General features: G+C 40.1%; 19 protein-coding genes. 6 read left to right on the top strand and 13 right to left on the bottom strand.

Annotation, left to right across the window (positions count from 1 at the left end):
• The first annotated feature begins 22 nt into the window (after nt 1-22).
• A complete protein-coding gene (gene metH, locus O1450_RS04930; RefSeq protein ID WP_269229914.1) occupies nt 23-3,709 on the top strand; it encodes a methionine synthase in 3,687 nt (1,228 codons plus the stop codon).
• Nucleotides 3,710-3,778: 69 nt separating this feature from the next.
• Here the strand turns inward: metH and O1450_RS04925 are convergent, their stop codons facing one another.
• From O1450_RS04925 to def, 4 genes are all read right to left on the bottom strand, one after another.
• The gene (locus O1450_RS04925; protein ID WP_269229913.1) at nt 3,779-4,708 is read right to left on the bottom strand and encodes a hypothetical protein; all 930 of its coding nucleotides are present in this window, start codon (nt 4,706-4,708) and stop codon (nt 3,779-3,781) included.
• The gene (locus tag O1450_RS04920; protein ID WP_269229912.1) at nt 4,686-5,348 is read right to left on the bottom strand and encodes an alpha-ketoglutarate-dependent dioxygenase AlkB family protein; all 663 of its coding nucleotides are present in this window, start codon (nt 5,346-5,348) and stop codon (nt 4,686-4,688) included. The genes O1450_RS04925 and O1450_RS04920 overlap by 23 nt, the downstream gene beginning before the upstream one ends.
• A 176-nt stretch (nt 5,349-5,524) precedes the next feature.
• Nucleotides 5,525-6,802: a glutaminase gene (locus tag O1450_RS04915; RefSeq protein ID WP_269229911.1), complete on the bottom strand. Its 1,278-nt coding sequence runs from the start codon at nt 6,800-6,802 to the stop codon at nt 5,525-5,527.
• Nucleotides 6,803-6,956: 154 nt separating this feature from the next.
• Entirely contained in the window at nt 6,957-7,439 is a 483-nt protein-coding gene (gene def, locus O1450_RS04910; RefSeq protein ID WP_269229910.1) for a peptide deformylase, read from the bottom strand.
• Nucleotides 7,440-7,570: 131 nt separating this feature from the next.
• Here def and O1450_RS04905 point away from each other — a divergent pair, with 131 nt between their 5' ends.
• Nucleotides 7,571-7,774 carry an amino acid transport protein gene (locus O1450_RS04905; protein WP_269229909.1) on the top strand — a complete coding sequence of 68 codons (204 nt, stop codon included), beginning with the start codon at nt 7,571-7,573 and terminating at the stop codon, nt 7,772-7,774.
• Nucleotides 7,775-7,817: 43 nt separating this feature from the next.
• Here O1450_RS04905 and O1450_RS04900 read toward each other — a convergent pair whose 3' ends face one another.
• Both O1450_RS04900 and O1450_RS04895 read right to left on the bottom strand, forming a co-directional pair.
• Nucleotides 7,818-8,309 carry a DUF2505 family protein gene (locus tag O1450_RS04900; RefSeq protein WP_269229908.1) on the bottom strand — a complete coding sequence of 164 codons (492 nt, stop codon included), beginning with the start codon at nt 8,307-8,309 and terminating at the stop codon, nt 7,818-7,820.
• A gap of 109 nt (nt 8,310-8,418) precedes the next feature.
• Nucleotides 8,419-8,709, bottom strand: coding sequence for a hypothetical protein (locus tag O1450_RS04895; protein ID WP_269229907.1), 291 nt, complete (start codon nt 8,707-8,709; stop codon nt 8,419-8,421).
• Nucleotides 8,710-8,922: 213 nt separating this feature from the next.
• On the opposite strand from O1450_RS04895, the gene O1450_RS04890 reads away from it, so the two are divergent.
• The 3 genes from O1450_RS04890 to O1450_RS04880 all read left to right on the top strand — a co-directional run bounded on the left by O1450_RS04890 (nt 8,923) and on the right by O1450_RS04880 (nt 11,356).
• The gene (locus tag O1450_RS04890) at nt 8,923-9,363 is read left to right on the top strand and encodes a universal stress protein (RefSeq protein ID WP_269229906.1); all 441 of its coding nucleotides are present in this window, start codon (nt 8,923-8,925) and stop codon (nt 9,361-9,363) included.
• A gap of 238 nt (nt 9,364-9,601) precedes the next feature.
• A complete protein-coding gene (locus tag O1450_RS04885) occupies nt 9,602-10,843 on the top strand; it encodes a transporter (RefSeq protein ID WP_269229905.1) in 1,242 nt (413 codons plus the stop codon).
• A 144-nt stretch (nt 10,844-10,987) separates the two neighbouring features.
• Entirely contained in the window at nt 10,988-11,356 is a 369-nt protein-coding gene (locus O1450_RS04880) for a hypothetical protein (protein ID WP_269229904.1), read from the top strand.
• A 22-nt stretch (nt 11,357-11,378) separates the two neighbouring features.
• On the opposite strand, the gene O1450_RS04875 is transcribed toward O1450_RS04880, so the two are convergent.
• The 3 genes from O1450_RS04875 to O1450_RS04865 all read right to left on the bottom strand — a co-directional run bounded on the left by O1450_RS04875 (nt 11,379) and on the right by O1450_RS04865 (nt 15,808).
• Nucleotides 11,379-12,542, bottom strand: coding sequence for an alanine racemase (locus O1450_RS04875; RefSeq protein WP_269229903.1), 1,164 nt, complete (start codon nt 12,540-12,542; stop codon nt 11,379-11,381).
• A gap of 234 nt (nt 12,543-12,776) precedes the next feature.
• The gene (locus O1450_RS04870; protein ID WP_269229902.1) at nt 12,777-14,063 is read right to left on the bottom strand and encodes a D-arabinono-1,4-lactone oxidase; all 1,287 of its coding nucleotides are present in this window, start codon (nt 14,061-14,063) and stop codon (nt 12,777-12,779) included.
• Nucleotides 14,060-15,808, bottom strand: coding sequence for a neutral/alkaline non-lysosomal ceramidase N-terminal domain-containing protein (locus tag O1450_RS04865; RefSeq protein ID WP_269229901.1), 1,749 nt, complete (start codon nt 15,806-15,808; stop codon nt 14,060-14,062). The genes O1450_RS04870 and O1450_RS04865 overlap by 4 nt, the downstream gene beginning before the upstream one ends.
• Before the next feature lie 65 nt (nt 15,809-15,873).
• Between O1450_RS04865 and O1450_RS04860 the strand changes: the two genes are divergently transcribed.
• Nucleotides 15,874-16,974, top strand: coding sequence for an AraC family transcriptional regulator (locus O1450_RS04860; protein WP_269229900.1), 1,101 nt, complete (start codon nt 15,874-15,876; stop codon nt 16,972-16,974).
• Between the two features lie 318 nt (nt 16,975-17,292).
• Here O1450_RS04860 and tauD read toward each other — a convergent pair whose 3' ends face one another.
• From tauD to tauA, 4 genes are read right to left on the bottom strand one after another with little or no spacing between them, the layout of a single operon-like run.
• Nucleotides 17,293-18,138: a taurine dioxygenase gene (gene tauD / locus O1450_RS04855; protein WP_269229899.1), complete on the bottom strand. Its 846-nt coding sequence runs from the start codon at nt 18,136-18,138 to the stop codon at nt 17,293-17,295.
• A 16-nt stretch (nt 18,139-18,154) separates the two neighbouring features.
• A complete protein-coding gene (gene tauC / locus O1450_RS04850) occupies nt 18,155-19,036 on the bottom strand; it encodes a taurine ABC transporter permease TauC (protein ID WP_269229898.1) in 882 nt (293 codons plus the stop codon).
• A complete protein-coding gene (locus O1450_RS04845; RefSeq protein ID WP_269229897.1) occupies nt 19,033-19,824 on the bottom strand; it encodes a taurine ABC transporter ATP-binding protein in 792 nt (263 codons plus the stop codon). Before O1450_RS04845 ends, tauC begins: the two co-directional genes overlap by 4 nt.
• A gap of 9 nt (nt 19,825-19,833) precedes the next feature.
• Nucleotides 19,834-20,874: a taurine ABC transporter substrate-binding protein gene (gene tauA, locus O1450_RS04840; protein WP_269229896.1), complete on the bottom strand. Its 1,041-nt coding sequence runs from the start codon at nt 20,872-20,874 to the stop codon at nt 19,834-19,836.
• Between the last annotated feature and the right edge of the window lie 200 nt (nt 20,875-21,074).

Below are 21,074 nucleotides of genomic sequence, written 5' to 3'. Positions count from 1 at the left end.
TGATTATCTACTGGGGTTCCTTATGTCCACGCTTGCCACCCTAAAATCACTTCTTGCTCAACGCATTCTCATTATTGACGGTGCAATGGGAACGATGATCCAGCGCCATAAATTAGAAGAAGAAGATTATCGTGGTGAACGTTTTGCAGACTGGGCATCAGACCTAAAAGGCAATAACGACTTATTGGTTTTAACCCAACCCCAAATTATTCAAGGGATTCATGAAGCCTATTTAGATGCTGGTGCAGATATTATTGAAACCAACAGCTTTAATGGCACACGCGTTTCAATGTCTGACTATCACATGGAAGACCTCGTTCCAGAGATCAACCGTGAAGCAGCACGTCTAGCACGTGCGGCATGTGACAAATATTCAACCCCAGATAAACCACGCTTCGTTGCAGGTGTACTTGGCCCAACCTCGCGTACTTGTTCCATTTCACCCAATGTAAATGATCCTGCGTTCCGTAACATTACTTTTGATGAACTCAAAGAAAACTATATCGAAGCCACTCATGCCTTGATCGAAGGCGGTGCAGACATCATCTTGATTGAAACTGTGTTCGATACCTTGAACTGTAAAGCGGCGATCTTTGCAGTAAAAGAAGTATTTAAGCAACTTGGTCATGAACTTCCGTTAATGATCTCAGGCACGATTACCGATGCATCAGGTCGTACTTTAACAGGTCAAACCGCTGAAGCGTTCTGGAACTCGGTTCGCCACGGTGATTTACTCTCAATTGGTTTTAACTGTGCCTTGGGTGCGGATGCCATGCGTCCGCACGTGAAAACCATTGCTGATGTGGCCGATACGTTTGTCTCTGCCCATCCAAACGCAGGTTTACCAAATGCCTTTGGTGAATATGATGAAACACCAGAACAAACAGCAGCGTTCATCAAAGAATTTGCAGAAAGTGGTTTAATCAATATTACAGGTGGTTGTTGTGGTACCACGCCTGATCATATCCGTGCCATTTACAATGCGGTTAAAGATATAAAACCACGTCAGATTCCTGAAACAAAGCCTGCATGTCGTTTAAGTGGTTTAGAACCATTTAATATTTATGATGATTCATTGTTCGTCAATGTCGGTGAACGTACCAACGTCACGGGTTCAAAAAAATTCCTACGTCTCATCCGTGAAGAAAAGTTTGCTGAAGCATTAGAAGTGGCGCAGCAACAAGTCGAAGCTGGCGCACAAATCATCGACATTAATATGGATGAAGGAATGCTCGATTCGCAAAATGCGATGGTACATTTCTTAAATCTTGTGGCATCTGAGCCAGATATTTCTCGTGTACCGATCATGATTGACTCATCGAAATGGGAAATCATTGAAGCAGGCTTAAAATGTGTACAAGGTAAACCCGTTGTCAATTCGATTTCCTTAAAAGAAGGTTATGACGAGTTTGTTGAAAAGGCTCGCCTATGCCGTCAATACGGTGCTGCGATTATTGTCATGGCATTTGATGAAACAGGTCAGGCAGATACCGCTGCACGGAAGCGTGAAATCTGTAAACGTTCTTATGATGTTTTGGTCAATGAGGTGGGCTTCCCTGCCGAAGATATTATTTTTGACCCAAACGTGTTTGCAGTCGCAACAGGGATTGAAGAACATAATAACTATGGCGTCGATTTTATTGAAGCCACAGGTTGGATCAAACAAAACCTACCGCATGCCATGATTTCAGGCGGTGTATCCAACGTATCCTTCTCATTCCGTGGTAATGAACCAGTACGTGAAGCAATTCACTCGGTATTCCTTTACCATGCCATCAAACAAGGCATGACCATGGGGATCGTGAACGCTGGTCAAATGGCGATTTATGATGATATTCCCAAAGAACTCAAAGATGCGGTTGAAGATGTTGTTCTGAACCAAAACCAAGGTGAATCAGGTCAAAACGCCACAGAGAAACTGCTTGAAGTAGCAGAGAAGTTCCGTGGTCATAGTGGCGCACAACGTGAAGCTGAGAACCTTGAATGGCGCAATGAGTCAGTTGAAAAACGTCTTGAATATGCCTTAGTCAAAGGTATTACCACTTATATTGATGAAGATACCGAAGAAGCCCGTTTAAAAGCCAAGCGTCCACTCGATGTGATTGAAGGTGCATTGATGGATGGTATGAACGTGGTTGGCGACCTATTCGGTTCAGGTAAAATGTTTCTACCTCAAGTCGTGAAATCTGCACGTGTGATGAAGCAAGCTGTCGCTTGGCTGAATCCGTACATCGAAGCTGAAAAAACAGGAAGCCAGTCTAAAGGTCGTGTTCTCATGGCGACTGTAAAAGGTGACGTACACGATATTGGTAAAAATATTGTAGGCGTGGTCTTGGGCTGTAATGGTTATGACATTGTTGACCTTGGTGTGATGGTACCTGCGGAAAAAATCCTGCAAACTGCGATTGATGAGAAATGTGACATCATCGGTTTGTCTGGTTTGATCACCCCATCTTTGGATGAAATGGTGTTTGTTGCCAAAGAAATGCAACGTAAAGGCTTTAACATTCCTTTATTAATTGGTGGTGCAACCACTTCGAAAGCACACACTGCGGTGAAGATTGATCCGCAATATTCAAATGATGCGGTGATCTATGTGGCCGATGCTTCACGTGCAGTGGGTGTTGCAACTACCCTGCTCTCGAAAGAAATGCGTGGCAACTTTATTGCAGAACATCGTGCTGAATATGCCAAGATTCGTGAGCGTTTAGCCAATAAGCAACCAAAAGCAGCCAAACTCAGCTATGCCGAATCGATTGAAAATGGTTTCAAGGTGGATGACAACTATGTGCCACCAATTCCAAACACTTTGGGTACGCAAGTCATTACCAATTATCCATTGGCAACACTAGTTGAATATTTTGACTGGACACCATTCTTTATCTCTTGGAGCTTGGCAGGTAAATTCCCGAAAATCCTGACAGATGAAGTTGTTGGTGAAGCAGCCACTGATTTATATAATCAAGCACAAGAGATGCTGAAAGACATTATCGAGAATAACCGTTTTGATGCCCGTGCTGTATTTGGTCTATACCCTGCACAACGTACAGGCGCAGATACCGTCAGCGTGTTTGATGAATCTGGTCAAAAAGTTACGCATACCTTTGAGCATATTCGTCAGCAATCTGACAAAGTCACAGGCAAACCAAATTTATCTTTAGCTGACTTTATTAGTACCTCGAAAGACAATACTGACTATCTCGGTGGTTTCACTGTATCGATCTTTGGTGCTGAAGAATTGGCAAATGAATATAAAGCCAAAGGTGATGATTACTCTGCGATCTTGGTTCAATCTTTAGCGGATCGTTTTGCCGAAGCATTTGCGGAGCATTTGCATGAGCGTATTCGTAAAGAATTTTGGGGCTATAAAGCCGATGAGACTTTGGGCAATGAAGAATTGATCAAAGAGAAGTATGTCGGTATTCGTCCTGCGCCAGGTTATCCTGCTTGTCCTGAGCATTCTGAAAAAGCAGTGTTATTTGACTGGTTAGGTTCGGAAGCGAAGATTGGTACTAAGTTGACTGAACACTTTGCGATGATGCCGCCGTCTTCTGTCAGTGGTTTCTATTATTCGCATCCTGAAAGTGAATATTTTAACGTCGGCAAAATCTCTCAAGATCAGCTTGAGGATTATGCAAAGCGTAAAGGTTGGACACTAGATGAAGCGAAGCGTTGGTTAGCACCGAATTTAGATGATTCGATTAGTTGATTAACGAAACCAGTATGATACATTTTTGCTCATATTTTTATGAGCAAAAATGTATCATGATAAAATAAGTTACTCATCAATAGAAAGAGGTAACTCAGACTTTGAAATTAGAATAGCTCTATACCTTAAATCTTTAGCTAAAATTAAGCCATCATGATCATCATAATATGTTGATATTCCATAGAATAAATTTTCTTTTATAATGGATGGCATTTCATCATTTAACTGCCGGCAATCAAAAACAATTTCTTGAGAATCATAAACATACCCACCTTCCTCTTCAACAAATTGTAACACCTCATCCATTACTGACATATTAGATGAATAGTTACTTCTATCTAATAAAACTAAACAAGCGTCAGAGTTCATAGAAAAATAAACTTTCTTTAAGTTTTCCTGAAAAATTTCAGTATCCAACTCATTAAGACAATTCTGAAAAACTAGGATATCGGACTCAGAAACTATCTCCAAAACCTCATCGTTAACATCACAATTAAAATCCAAATTAATATTATTTATGTTTTCATATCTAGCTGGGGGAAAACTCTGCTCAGCCATTTTTTCAGTGAAGTCTACACATATATTTCGTGCTCTCTCCCATTGCTCTAAATTCTTATCTAAGAAAATACTATCTATATAAATTAGCTCCTCACAGGAATTTAATAAAAATTTAGATAAACCATAACTTTCTGGTGCAGCACCAGAACAAAAAAAACTAATCCTTAAGACATTCTTACCTTCTTTTAAAAAAATATTAACATTAAAATTAATAGAACTTAAAAAATATGAAATCAACTGAGAATAAGTTGGGAAATATCTCAAAAGATAACAAATATCAAAATACTCTTTATTACAATAATTAGGATCAACTTCTATAGGAGAAAACGCTTTGCGCAGCTCTCTAACATGAGGTTTCAGATCCACAAGAAATTTTTTTTTATCTTCATCATTACTCAAATCATAATGTTCACAAATTTCATTCCATACTGCATCTTGCATTATTAATTCCATTATTCTTAATTTTTCTAAATGTTAAATTAATACGTGGGCTAATACAAGCAGAAGTTTTTGAAATAGAATGTAGCCATTCTTTTTGAGTTTCCCCTTTCATGACTACCAAACTACCATGCTTCAATAAAATTTTATGTTTAAGATTTTTATTTTTTTTATTTTGGAATAAAAAATTTCGCTCGGCACCAAAAGTTACCGAAGCAATAATAGGATTTAACCCTAATTCTGGCTCGTCATCACTATGTGCAGATATACTATCTTTTCCGTCACGATATAAGTTTAGGAGCACACTATTAAAATTCTCTCCAGTAATACTTTCCACTTTATTCTTAATTTCTAATAAAACTTTTGTCCATGGAAATGGTTTAACAACTATCCCAGAATATTTATATTCCTTTCCATTATCACCAAACCAAGCTGTAAGTCTCGGTAAGTTATAAACTGTCCCATAATATTTTATTTCTTCTTGTTGCCATGGGATTTCATTAAATAATATTTGATAATAATTATCACTCTCTTCAAATGAAAAAAAATCCGGATAAAGTTCCAAATACAAGTCTTTATCTATGATTTTAATAGGTTCATATATTCTATTGTTTTCATCTGAAAATAAATCAAAATTACTCATTTTTCTTCCTACACACGTTCTATGATCTTCTCATCTATTATGCTATGAAATAGCTTTTATCAAAACATTTATATCCTCTCCACAAGAATTCGCCTAGCCAAATAAATTTAATGGATTTTCAAAACCCTACGTTAGCCAAAACGATAAACATTAGGAATGTTATAAAGTCTTTATTTCTACAGCTCTTTATGCTTCTCAATCAAATCCTCAAGATTCTGATAAACATGCAACACCCGATCTTTATGCGTTCGTGCATGATCCAGACGCTGCTCAGGATCAACCAAAAGTAAAGTATGACCATCATCGATCAAACGATCGATACCTTCCAAAAACATCCGTTTTCCGACATCATGAATCAATGAAATCTGGGTTAAATCAATCACAATAGAACTTTTATTGACAGGTTCGCATTGCAAGGTCCGTAACAACATTTCCGCTTCAGTAAATTTCAATACACCGCGCAGCACATACACACTTAATGACGCATTTTTCCCTGTCAGATAATGGCTTTGTACAATGGTTTGTGCCGAAGATGTGCCTTCCATCAAATGTAAGCCCATGTCACGTGATAACCGTTCTAAAATATCAATACCACGAACACTATTACCGTGTTCATCTAACTTTGGTGAAAAAGCTGCAATACTGACCTGCCCCGGCAATACACCCAATATCCCACCTGCCACACCACTTTTGGCTGGGATACCAACCGTTGTGAGCCAATCACCAGCGGCATCATACATGCCGCAACTCATCATCACACTGAGGACTTGGCGTACCACTACACGATTCAATAATCGTTTACCTGTTTTAGGATCAACCCCACCATTGGCAAGAACACTCCCCATCCGTACAAGATCTTTCACCGTGACCAAAATCGAACATTGGCGAATATAACCATTCACAATATCCACTGGGTCAGTTTCTAAAATCCCGACGGTTCGCAACATATATCCTATCGAAAGATTTCGATAGGCAGTTTTTACCTCGGACTGATAGACAGCTTCATCAAAACGTAGTTCACGCCCAGCCAGTTCGCTCATAAACTCACGTAGAATTTCTGCACCTTGTAGCCCTTCTTTGATTGGAATCAATGAATGTGTGGTGATTGCACCTGAGTTAATCATTGGGTTTTTTGGACGGCGATCGTTCCCAAGTGAAATCTCATTGAATGCTTCGCCAGAAGGTTCAACACCCACTTTGTCTAATACTGCATCTATTCCAAGCTTTTGTAGCACATAGGCATAAGTAAAAGGCTTAGACATAGATTGAATCGTAAACTCGATCTCATCATCGCCCACCGAATAGATTTCACCATCTACAGTAGACAATGCCAAAGCCAACCGATTGGGATTGGCATTGGCTAACTCAGGAATATAATCGGCTAGACGACCGCTATTATCAGTATCACAGGCATCAATTACGTGTGCCAAATAATCAGGAAGTGGCGTTTTCATGGTTGTCTGCCTTTAAAGATTTAAAGTGTTCATATCAATTAAATTTTATAATACAGAGTACTGATAATATTCAAATTATAGCTTTTGTAATTTTTTTAATGTCTCAAGCAATTGCCAAGGCTCACCATATATTTTTAATGTCTAACCAATAAACCTAACTCACTCGTTCTACAAACAGTATCCCATCCAAATGATCCACCTCATGCTGAACAATTCGTGCGGGGAAACCCTCAAAATCCGTTTCAATCACTTCACCTTGCAAAGTGTAATAACGCACTTTTATTGCCTGAGCACGTTCAACCTGCCCACGCTCATTTGGTACGCTCAAACAACCTTCTTCACCCAAACAGGTACTTTGAGAAAACTCTAATATTTCAGGATTGACCATTACTACGGCATCCATTTCAGGTGCATCGGGATAACGTGGATTTGATCGCGAAGCAACGATGATCACACGTTTGGAAATATAAACTTGTGGCGCTGCAATTCCGACACCATTGCGCTCAAGCATGGTACAGTGCATTGCTGAAGCTAATTGCATTAACCATTCACTATTAAATTCACTTGCCGCGACAGGAGCAGCTTGAAGTTCTAAAACACTCTCACCCCGTTGTGCTACAGGTAAAATCACACTCATTAGATGACCTTATTATTTTTGACCAGATAGTGAATTACATACTATTTGATATTAGGTTGAGCTTCTATAATTTTCATTTAAGAATCTTGCCATAGTATATGCGCAATAAAAATAAGGTATGGCAAAACACAATGAACGCAACCCAACTTTTTCTAGGTGTTATCTTCGGGTCGATTGGCTTAGGCTATTTTATGTATGGCAAAAAACAAAAGATGACCGTTCCTTTAGTCTGTGGTCTCGTCCTCATGATTTACCCATACTTTATCGAGAGTACAGCGTTGCTAAGTGTCATCGGAGTGATTCTTTCAATCCTGCCCTATTTTCTGCGTTTCTAAAATAAAAAACTCCCCTTACGGAGAGTTTTCAATCTATTCAGAATTATAGGTTTTTCTTTAATTCTTCTTCTACAATTTCAATCTCTAGTTGGCTAAATTTACGAATTTCGCCTTCTGCATGCTTTTCAAGCATACCACCAATCAAAGGTACTTTAACTTTAACAGTCCAAGTCAGTGCAATGTCTACTTTTTCACTGTTTCCTGTCACCTTGCGTTCAGCTTTTGCTTCTAAAGGTAAGTTTGCGCCTAGCTCTACCGTTGATGTTAAATTTTTCAAATCGGTAATATCAGAACGTTTTAAACGAAATGCATTTTTTAATAATTTTTTAGCCACATCTGGGATATTTACATCAAGATTATATTCACGACGTAAGGTATAAATATCACCCTTTACAGCCGATTCAATAATTTCTAAGTTTTCACCTGGAATACGTTTACACACTGCTTCATGCAATGAAGTCATAGCAACTAATCTTGAAAAATCTTCAATTGAAACGCCATGAATTGTTTCATTTACCGTAAATTGATGTGCCATTTTTTAAATTTCCGTTTAGTTTTAATTAAGGTTTTATCATCGCAGAAAATTATATCATTCTCATTTCAATCACAGAATCTGAACACGTAAAAATTAATGACTGATCGGATTAATAATTTTTATTGTAATGATGTCTTATACCTAATTTTACCGTTACTCGTTCCATTCGGCTGATATAGAGATAGTGATTGCCATATTGGATGACTGCATAAAACTGCTCTGCACCATCATCCAATCCTGTGGCTGACCATGTTGTCCCTTGTGGAAATTCATCCAACCATACGGCTTTATAAAAATCTGAAACCGAATCAAATGCCAAATAAGCTTCTGGATCAGCCATAATTTTGGCAGCGACTTGATCAAATTTTTGTTGTTTGAATGCTTCTAAACTGAGTAACACGGATGTTCCTATGCCTATAAATATGAAGAAAAATTACAAAAATACAGAGATTCTCTTAGACCCATATTTTGCTGAGGGATTTCCTATATTTCTAGATTATTTTCAGCGTTATCATAGGTTTTAGATGATCGTCCCATTTGCTAGACAGAGTTCAATATGTTATCAACTTCTTATACTTTTATCTTTTACAACGATAAACTATAAGGAGTAAATATGTCTTATCAAAATATTTTAGTCGCGGTTGATGATTCTCCAATTTCTTATGCAGCAGTTGAACATACACTGTCTTTAGCAAAATTATCAGGGGCAAAAGTAACTGTACTCAGCGTGGTGGCTGTTGATCCATATGTCGGTGTTGATTTTTATCAAGTTGCACCAGCCATTACTGATCATTTTATGCAGGCTGAAGCGCATGCTAAAACCCAACTACAAGATATTGCTCAATCTTTCATTCGCGATGGAATTGAGGTTCAAACCAAAATTCAGCATGGTGCAGCGAGTGAAGGAATTATTTTTGTCGCTGATGAAGTCGGTGCGGATCTGATTATTATGGGTTCACATGGTCGTACAGGTGTAAAACGCTTATTACTGGGTAGTGTAGCGCGTGCTGTTTTAACTGAATCCCATATTCCTGTGTTGATTGTGAAACAATAACGATTTGCTTGAATTGAAAAAACCTTGTGTCTCGATACAAGGTTTTTTATTGCCTAAAATTTATAGATATGACCGACTTGCCCCCCATATTGATGATCTCCAACCCTATTCCATATATTTAAAAGATGTTTCACTCAAACTAAGGCATTGCATTCACTTTCCAATGAAAGCGAGAAGATGACCGTCAATAAAAACAGCATGTTTAAGAATAAGACACGGTTTTACAAGGATGATCAATATGAAACTCAACCCACTGGTGATTGCTCTGTGTGGAATGTGCATGAGTACATTTAACCACGCAGCAGCACTGGATCAATCGGGACAATCCATTCTTCCTTTTCTGGAAAATGGCAATTATGTCGAGGTCAATGCCACAGCTGTTGATGCTGACATTTCAGGAAAAATTCGTAATCGTCCAGAACTGGTCAATGATCCGAACAATCTTAACTCAGGCAATATGGGCAATAGCTTTCAATATTATAGTGCCGCACTCAAGCTGCAACTGACTGATCGAATCAGCTTTGGTCTGCTCTACGACCAGCCTTTTGGTGCCGACATTCGCTATCCGATGCAATCGAATAATACCTTTTCGGACAATAAATTTACCCAGCAAGGTACATCGGTCAATGTTGATACTGAAAGCATTAGCATGATTCTAGGTGTCAATCCTTTTAGAAATTTTCAAGTCTATGGCGGTGCTGTCTATCAATCGGTCAAAGGTGATGTGGCACTTCGTGGCAACTCCTATGGCGAAGCCTTTAATGGCTATGATGCGAAATTTAAACAAAACCATGCTGTGGGCTGGCTGGCAGGTCTGAGTTATCAAATCCCAGATATTGCCTTGAAAGTAGCCGTGACCTATCGCTCTAAGATCGACCACGATATGCAAGTGACTGAAACTATGTTTGGTCAGCCTTTGGAAGTTACCGCAGCAAGTAAAACCAGCATTAGCACACCACAATCCGTCAATATTGATTTTCAAACAGGTGTCTATAAAGACACGCTCGCCTATGCCAATTTCCGTTGGGTCAATTGGAAGGAATTCCATATTCGTCCGACTCAGTTTGGTGCGATGACTGAATATCTGACGACCTTAATCAGTGGAGGAGCTTATACAGGTGGCTTTGATCTAGACAGCTACCAAAAAGATCAATGGGCTACGACTTTGGGTCTTGGGCATCAATTTACTGAACAATGGAGCGCATCCACTGAAGTGAGTTGGGACTCAGGTACAGGCAATCCTGCATCCACCTTAAATCCGACTAAAGGCGCTTGGGGCGTTGGCTTAGGTGTTCAGTTCAACCCTGCACCGAATTATTTTATTGCAGGTGGAATGAAATACTTCTGGTTAGGTGATGCGGTTGCGGAAGATGGTACGTATTACATCCCAGTTGAAGGTGTTAAGTCGATCGCAGAACAAGCTGATTTTAAAAATAACAGCGCAATCGCCTACGGTCTAAAAATTGGCTATCGTTTTTAATGATTCGACTTAATCAATATGTTGTCTTGTAGCAACACTTTCCACTGTTCCGACTCAACGATTTCCTTGCGTCAAAGAAACTGATTAAATTAGCATCTCGACCATGTTATTTTTACAGTTGATTTGATCGCTAGGAAAAATTCAATGAAAAAAATGTCTCTTATATTTTCTTTACTGGCATATAGCCTAGTTCATCCTTTAACCGCCTTTGCCAATTCAACCGAACCCAAAGAAACGATGGATATTTTTATTGGCACATTAACCGTTCAGGATAAAAAAGCCATTTTAACGCGATGCGATCTTACTCAGAATGAATATGTATTGAAAGATGCCGATTGGTCGAAGCAAAAGGCAGTATCAAGTTTTCTATCCAAAGCCACGACACTCAAACAGCCGATTTATGCAGAAGTGATTGCAGCTTATAAAAGCGAAAAAGATACCAATATTCTATTGGTTTATTCCATTGAAAATCTGACTGAAGCAAAAAGCTGCCATTTAACTGATGTATTTTAAAGTTCAGCCGCTCAACAGCCTTTCATTCACGGAAAGTTTGCCATGTCTCAAAAACATGTTGCTGATATAGTTTTAATTCTGAGAATTGAGGAATAATCGCTTCACTCTGCATTGGTCTTAAAAATACAAAATCATCGACTTGAATATTACAATCCTTCGGTACATTCACCAACTCCTGATTACTACTTCGTCCATACAATGCATGAGTATGTGCTTGTTTTGGATATACATAATTGGCCAGCCAATAGCCGCCATAAATAAACAGTGCCTTATACTTATGTGGCAATTTATCCAATAAAGACATTGATGGTAGCTGGGTAAATGGCAATATTTTCAATACAGGTGCAGCAATCCACAATGCTGGTTGTAATGCCTTTAAAAAATCACTGTCAAAATCACTTGGTTTTAATAGCATTGAACCAAAAGACAAGTCATTGCAGACACTTTCAGTGGTATGAAAGCTAAAGGTTGGACTGCCACCACCATTAAAACAAAGCTCATCCCTCCACAACGTTGGGAACTGCTGTTTAATTAGCTTTTGGTAATCGGCATAGGTCTGCTGCGAGCTTTGATAAGCCAATTCAGGCTTTCTAATGATGGCTGGAATTTTAGTGACATGCGCATCATAGCCCATCAAACCAGAAAGCTTTAAATACTGGGGGTGCTGTTGAATCAACTTTAAAATTTCCGTCAATTGCTGTGCGGACTGTACTCCTCCACGATGTAAACCAACATCAATCTCAATATTCACATCCAAGCACAGAGAATAGAGCTGAGCAATCTCAAGATATTGTTGTAAGCGTTGTTTGGTATCAATCAGCCACTGAATTTTGGCATTCGACCACTCTGCATGCTGATCAAAAAAATGACATACTGCTTGAGCAGGCATTGGTTTACCCAACAGAATATCCGCTTCGGCAAAATTTTCTAAGATCGAAACAAGATGCGGTTGATGAAATACCATAAAGCGTTGTGTATTGATCTGTTCAGATAGCAACTTGAGCAAGTCTAGGCTCGCTAAAGATTTCACCACCAAACGGGCTTTTAAATGTTTGGCATGAGCAAGACGAATCTGAACATGTTGGATATTTTGTTTTAACGCAGCCGCATCCACAATAAGTTGCGGAGTCGCAATCCCCTGTTTTTTTAGGTCAAGATTGAGTTGTTTAAAATAATGATCCAACATGGCTATACCTTTTTTATTTAATCCTGATCCTAAAAAACCATCTTATACAAGGGAATGTCGTCTACAAGCCAAAGCAACTAAAGCTTTGGCAAAGGCAAGCGTTTAAATACATCTTAGAAGCTTCAAACATTTCTCAGGCCAAAATCAAAGTAAGTCTAGCTGAAAGCTTAACCCTTAATTGGATGAGAACTCGATATGATTCCGTTAAATACTTTTAACTCATAAAAAATCTATTTAACCTAAAAACAGCTTTTCCAGATAGGGGTTTAAAAACTTGGCTTCTGGATCAAGCTGCTGACGCAACGCCATAAAATCATTCCACTTTGGATATAAAGCCCGAAGCTGTGTGCTGGTCATATGATGCATTTTACCCCAGTGCGGACGACCCTGATATTTTTGCAAGATTGGCTCAACCACATCAAAAATCAATCGTGGGTCTTGCTTATGATATTGATGCACTGAAATCGAAATCGAGTCCTGCTGATAAAACGGACTGAGCCAAATATCATCGCCTTTGACAAAGCGAAATTCGAGCGGAAAAAAGGTGGCGACTTTATACTTTCTTAAGGCATGCAATACTTCATCCAGACATTCAACTCCACGATCAACAGCAATCTGATATTCCATTTCATTGAACTTGGTATTACGTGGTGTTGGAAATATCTTGCTCGACCAATCGACATAGGTGGTCGGTTTGACAAAGATGCCTAACAGCTTCTGTAAATAAGGATTCAGTGAAGGAAAGTTTTTGGTCAACTCAGAACATAAAGTCAGTAAAGTATCATCCGATGGAAAGTTCTCTTTGCGTGGCAAAACCTCGTCATCGGTCTCATCCAAGGTTTTCAGCATCAACTGCTTTTCATGGGAAAACACAAAGCACTCGATATGTCGATGCTGATGCTTCCATTGCTGAATATGCTGCATCATGTCTTCTACAGGACAAAGTTGAATATGTTCTTTGAGTTTATAGCGTGGGCGATTTTGCATAGTGATCTTGGTTAAGATTCCCAAGCTACCCAAAGAAACCCGCCCTGCGGCAAAGATTTCAGGGTTCTCTGTGCGACTGCATTTTAGGATTTCACCTGATGCCGTCAATAACTCAAAAGCTTCAACATAAGCCGAAATACAATGCAAATCGGCTCCTGTACCATGCGTCCCTGTAGAAACCGCACCCGCCAGACTTTGCTGATCAATATCACCCTGATTCATCAAAGCCTGATTGATGGATTGCTGCTGTAAATGCTGATCTAAATCGTATAATCGTGTACCCGCATAAATATTGCTCTGACATCGTTCAAGATCAGTCGATGCAATGCCTGCAATATGATCTAAAGATACTAAGGTCGCATCGGTACACACCAACGGCGTAAAGGAATGCCCTGCACCGACTACCCGTATTTTTTGTTGTGCTTTAACAATGGACTGTAGCTCTTGCACATTGGCTGGTTGTAAAATCTGTTGTGGCTTGGCTTTTTGAAAGCCTGACCAGTTCGTCCAGATGCCTTGTGTTAAATTACTCATACCGCCTCTCCTTGGCTAACGGCAGTTTTTAAATTGCCATGATTAGTGCGTTTTGCGAGTTCGTTTTCTGGAATCGGCTGTGGTCGTGTCATTTCATCGTAATGACGTTTAGTTTTTTCTAATAATAATTGTTCTGCTAATTCTTTGAATTTGCTCTGACAAGCTGCCAATGTCCATTGACCAAATAAGGTATGCCCACCCTCATAAGCTTGCTGTTGGTATTCTTCATAGGTCGTGACATAACCCATATAATCATTGCAGTACGATGCTAACCAAACGCTTTCAATTGAAGCATGTACGGCAAGTGTCTGTTTAACGGTGTCGACCACTCTTCGCCCTGCAATAGTGGTAAATTCTCCCGGACAGCAAATCAAAGCCAATTGACCTAATCGTACAATCTGTAAGGGAACTACACTTGGGACTAAAGGACTGTGCTGAATTGCACCAGCTTTGACCTGTCGGTTCATTTCTGCAATCAACGGATCAAGAATACTCGGTGGAAAACCAATCGGCTGACCTAGAATTTTTTTAGTACCCGCTTCCAGTAAGATCTGTTTTGGTCCTTGAGAGGCATACAGCTGTTGATATTCTGCAAAATCAGCTGCTTTGGGATGCTTAGTTTTTTGTTTGCGAAATTGATCGGCTAAAAACTGCATCCCTTTAATTAAAACTTTTGGCGCACCTAAACCATCGACAGGTGTTCCTGCAAAAAAAGCCGTACCATGGCAAGGCTGACTGGTCTTTGCATGCTTTTGACCCGCTGCAAACTCATCTGGAATCTCAATATTACTCAGGTCTACATAGGACATAACGGCATCAATCTTGCCTTGGACTTTCTGCAAATTTTTAGGAATATTTGATTGTAAGGCTGTCAAAGCCAATTCACTTTGATAACGTCCATTTTGTTGCGCGTATTGATATTCCTGTTCGCCTTTAATTTGATTGCGAATCTTAAGCTGATCTTTGCCATGAAAATGTGGGGATACATCCCCTGCGGTGGCTTGGGCAAAAATCGTGACTGGATTTTGAATCCCTTGCTCAATTAAAGCTTGTTCCGAAAATGCGGCTGCATAACCTTTATTATCACCATCATAAGCGTTTAAAGAATTTCCCAAACAGGTTGCATGTACCCCAAATAAGGAAATAAAGGACTGTAGATGTTGCTCACGATAGAAACCAATCAGCTGCATTTCTCGGTTCAAGGCTAAATGCGTTTCAGCTTCGGTACGTGGTTGAACTTCTGGATTCCGATTATAGGCTTTGATTGAACGATTCCATGCGACAGGTGTCTGTTCTGGAAAATGTTGAACCTCCAAGAAAATCTCGGTGTCTTGTTCAGAAACAATCGCATTTTGAATACTCTGTACAAGTGCCTCTACAATGGCATTTAAATGTTCAGGCACAAAACCCGGTGTCGGCATGTTGTATAAAGCTTCATGCCCACAACCGCCAGGCCCAGAATGAGTATGAGTGGCCATTAACACCAATTGATTTTCATCAAATGGTGAATCTAGAATTTTTGTGAGTCGCGCTACTGTTTGGCTACGCATCGCATGGGTAATACAGCCTATGTCCAGACAACAGATGAGTAATCGGTTATGTTGTTGATCGACAATACTCACGCTACGTGCAAATAAAGCTGTGCGCTGCTCATAGGCACGATGAGACCATTGCCCATAACCAAACATGGCATAACCTTTCGGTGTTATTTTAATTTGCTGCTTATCCCAACCCACCTGATACATTGGTGCTTTCCTTTTTCAATTCTTTTTCTAACTGTGTTAAAGCATGTTGAAAGTTAATCAAAATTATGCGATACCCAACAGGGTTAAAGACACTTTTCTTTGGGGGGCAAAACGGACTTATGCCTATACGTAGCAGCGATAAAAATGATCAACAGCAATTTATTCCACCCACCATTCTGGCGAGCCTGATCCATTATGCAGAGCAGCAACAGTGGGATTATGCTGCATGGTTTCAGAATTCAGGTTTAGACATTGCACAAATACAGCAAACCCAAGGTGTGGTTCGTTTTAGCCAACTCTGTGATGTTGTTCGTCAAGCCATGACAGCTTATCAACAACCTAACCTAGGCTTAAAACTTGGCAGTAGCGAAGGTCTGATTTCGATGGGGATTTTGGGCTTTGCCATGCAATCCTGTAAAACCGTTGCAGATGCTTTAGACATTGCGCTACGCTACCATCGGATTTCGGGCAGTGTCTTGAATATCGACTTTTCTATCCACGCTGATCTTTGTGAATTGGAAGTCACTGAACCCTATCCCTGCAATGAACTGAAAGCCTTTTTCTATGATGAATTATTTAGCAGCATCATCACCTGTTTAAATGCGATGCTAGGCGATCATGATGATGTAATAAGCCTTGAGATCAGCTATTTATCAAGCGAATATCAACAACAATATAGCCATATCTTTGGCTGCCCAATCCAATTTAACAGTGATAGAAATATCATGCGTTTTAGCACTAGCCTGTTGCAGCGCAGCTTAAAAAATTACAGCCCTGCCAACTACGCAACTGCTATCCAAATCTGTGAGCAGGCCTTAAAAGAAATCGACCAGCTCAATCAAGTCGGCTATGTACATTTACTCGATCATTTGATTGAACAACATTTACCTGAACGTTTCGAGATGCTGCAAGCTGCGGAACATTTACGTATCAGCGAACGGCATTTAAGACGGCAATTATTATTAGAAGGGCTGAGTTTTCAACAAATTCGGCAAAATGTGTTGGAGCGTAAAGCTAAGCAATTACTGGAACAGAACCTATCCATGAGTGAGATTAGCCTGCAATTAGGTTTTAGCGAATTACGTGAATTCCGACGTGCCTTTAAACGCTGGACCGGACAAGCGCCTTCGGTTTATAAACAAGAGATCATTTTACTTAATGCCTAGGAATCAAACGGTCTAGAAATTTCCAAGCACAGATGCAGATAAAACCGGACCGTAAATGCTTTTTCTTGTAATTTTAAATTCTCGCAAAAATTCACTACCGCGCTCGGCGGCATGGATGCCGCCAGTTTGGCTGTGATACAAGGAAGTATCATCAGCCAAACAAAGGATTTTTGTTACTTTTCATCCCTGAAAAGTAAGAGAGGAAGCCAAGGCAAATTCCGAAATAAGGTAATATCTCAGTAAGATTCCACAGAAACTATCGAACCGTAAAATAAAAAAGCTCAGGATTTACCCAAGCTTTCTAATCTAAATAAAGCCTTAACTTGCCGCTTGATAAAACGGCACATCACCATTAATCGTGGCACGATGCATAATCCGATGCGCCTCACCATAATCAAATAAAGCCTTATGCTGTGTACAACGATTATCCCAAATCGCTACATCACCTGCCTGCCACTGCCAACGTAAATGAAACTGCTCATTGGTGGCATGCGCAAATAAATACTGTAGCAATTCAGCACTTTCAGTCTCATCCAGCTCATTAATACGCGTGGTAAATCCTTCACTCACGAACAAAATCGGCTGACCCGTTACTGGATGCGTTCTCACTACAGGATGAACAACAGGAGGATTGCGCTTAAAGGTTTCTTCCAGTTTTTTACGCTCAACATCGTTATGCGCGAAACGCTCAATCGGGAAAGACTGACGGATGTCATGTGTTGCGGTTAAGCCTTTTAACTTTTGCTGTAAACCTTGATCCAATGCAGCAAATGCAGCTGCGCCACTCGACCAAAGCGTATCACCACCGACAGGTGGAATCTTGATGGCTTGTAATACACAACCCAATGGCGGTTTCTGGCTGAAAGTCACATCGGTGTGCCAAAGCTCATTGTCACGTAAGTCTTGTTTCCAACTGTCCAATACAATGATTTCAGGCACATTATCGATAGATGGATAGATCGGATGAATATGCAAAGAACCAAAGCTACGTGCCAACTCAGCTTGCGCCTGAGGTACAAGCTGCTGATTGCGGAAGAAAATTACATGATGATCCAGCAAAGCCTGTTGAATTTGTTGCGTCGTATTTTCATCAGCCGTGTTTAAATCAACATCGTGAATAATTGCACCAATCGTTGGTTTAATAACTTCAATATTTAAGGTCATCTTGTACTACTCACACTTATAACTGTTGGCCATACCAAGGAGATAATTGCTTCTGTAACCAACGCAAAAACAATTCAAAACTAACAGCGACAATCGCAATCACAATAATGCCCAGAACTACTGTATCGGTGATCAGGAACTGTGCCGCAGACTGCACCATAAAACCAATACCGCGATCTGCTGCGACTAATTCCGAAGCCACTAGAGTCGACCAGCCCACACCTAAACCAATACGAATACCCGTTAAAATATGCGGTAAGGCCGTCGGCAGAATCACATGCCAAAACACTTGGGATTGGCTTGCCCCTAAAGATAAAGCGGCACGTTCACGATTGAGCTGATGGCTGAGTACACCATGGGTGCTACTGATAATCACAGGTGCAAGAATCGAAAAGAAAATTAAAAGCACTTTGGTGGTTTCACCAATCCCAAACCAGATCACCAATAGTGGCAAATAGGCCAAGGGTGGAATTGGACGCAATAGCTCAACCAAAGGATCCAGTACTGCACGCACCCATTTGTTCAGCCCCATCCATAAACCTAAAGGCACACCAATGGCAATCGCGGCAACTAAAGCCAACAAAACACGAGAAATACTTGCTGCCAAATGTTGCCATAAGGTGGCTTTCATAAAACCTTGCTGGCTGACTTCAAGGAACTTCTGCCATACCGCTTGTGGGCTTGGCAAAAATAAACTCGGAACAATTTTTAATGCCGTGATCAAATACCAAATTACCAATACGCTCAAAACACTGGAAAGACTGAGTGCTAAACTACGATGATGAATAAAGAAAGCACCAATTGGACTAAAAATAGAACCCGACTGTGCTTGGTTTATCGATTGTAGTTCCTCGACCTTACTCACCTCATAGGCTGTATTCTTTGCTTGCCCTGTCATACAACCACCTCATGCCCTACCTGTTTCTGCACACGCAGGCGTTCAAACAATTGCTCGCGTAATTGAATAAATTTAGGATCAGATTTAATTGCACGGATCGATTCACCTTGCTTATAACGGTCAGCGAAATCCAGTTTTAAAGTTTCGACAATCTTACCTGGACGGGCCGTCATCAACACCAATTGATTACTCAGCAATAGTGCTTCTTCAATGTCATGGGTAATCAGGAAAAAGGATTTATTTTGCTCAATCCATAAATCCAAAACCAACTGCTGCATAGTTTCACGGGTAAAAGCATCAAGCGCAGCAAAAGGTTCATCCAGCAAAATGAATGCCGCATGGCTGATCAGGGCACGTGCAATACCAACGCGCTGTTTCATACCACCTGACAATTCCCAAATATTGGCTTTAGCCACATGACTCAAGCCGACAATTTTAAGAATTGCATCGACTTGCTGTTGAATGTCTTGCGCTTTCAAACCTTTGAGCTGCAAAGCAAAACCGATATTTTCAGAGACATTTAACCAAGGTAATAGCGCATGATCCTGAAATACCACCGCACGGCGTGCATCTGGCGCAGTCACCACTTCATGATCCAGTGTAATCTGCCCCGAACTTGGCTTTTGAAAACCCGCCAAAATATTCAGTAATGTTGTTTTACCACAACCAGACTCCCCCAAAATCACAGTCAAAGTGCCTTCTTCAACCTTCAGATTGATATCTTGTAATACAGGCACGGTCTGTTTTGGAAAGGTTAAATGAAGATGCTCGGCAGCTAATACGCTCATTTAGATCTCCTATGGCTGTAAGAATTGGGTTGTGACATTACCTTGATAATCAGGTTTTACTTGATCCACCTTGCCTTGGCTTTTGAGGAAAGTTGCTGTGTCGAAAATATTTTTGGCGAACTCACCCGCTAAAGTCGCGTGTTGTTGCTGACCATTCAGATAAATATTGCCTGACAACAGTAAGGGAATATCTTTCACATCAGAGCCTGTCAGCTGAGCAATTTTCTGGATATTGTCCGCATTTTGTTCAAATGCTTTTGGATCCTGCTGATACGCTTCAACTTGTTTCAAACTGGTTTTTACAAATGCTTTTAAGAACTCTGGATTTTTTTCAGCGAAGTCTTTACGAACCACCCATAAATCATAGGTTGGTGCGCCCCACTCGCCGACTTGTTTCGAATCTGTTAATACATGACCACTGGCTTTGACTTTACTTAATGCAGGTTCCCAAACATAAGTCGCATCAATATCACCACGCTCCCAAGCTGCTGTGATTTCAGGCGGACGTAAGTTAATAATCTTGACTTGGTTATCCGCAATATTCCAATGCTTGAGCGCTGACAATAAGCTGTAATGCGTGGTTGAAACGAATGGTACGGCAATGGTTTTACCAATCAAATCTTGAGGGGTTTTAATGCCTGATTTGTTACTCACCACCAATGCCTCTGAACCGCCTAATTTAGCCGTCACAAGAAAGACTTCAATTGGTAAATCACGACTTGCAGCAGCAGCCAGAGGACTAGAACCAATATTGCCGATCACCACATCACCCGAAGCTAATGCATTGACCACATCTGAACCTGCATCAAATTTGCGCCATTGAATTGCTTGATTACTATCACGTTCATAATCACCATTGGCTTGTGCAACCTTGGTTGGATCCACACCAGTTTGATAGGCAATCACCACTGCCTTGTTGCTTTTAGACTGAACAGGTGCAGCATCTTTTTGATTTTGATAGACAATAAAAGCAACAATCGCCACAAGGACGATCGCTGTAACAATTAACGGCTTAGCGTTCTTAATGCCCATAATTAGATGATCTTTCAACAATATCAGTTTATGGTATGCGGCATGCTTTATGATTAAAAATAAGAAAAAATGCGTTATTTATGTATTTTTTAGATATAGAAATCAAAATAATTCGCCCTCTGTCATCTATTTTTCAAATCACTTCGATATAAAACACATGAATATATGCAATTTTTAGATTTATAAAATTAATTTTATATGTAATATATATAACAAAT

Origin of the sequence: Acinetobacter sp. TR11 (genome assembly GCF_027105035.1) — a bacterium.
In the GTDB taxonomy this organism is placed as follows: Bacteria; Pseudomonadota; Gammaproteobacteria; order Pseudomonadales; family Moraxellaceae; genus Acinetobacter.
The sequence above is the reverse complement of the archived record's forward strand: the minus strand, read 5'-3'. Positions and strand labels throughout refer to the sequence as shown.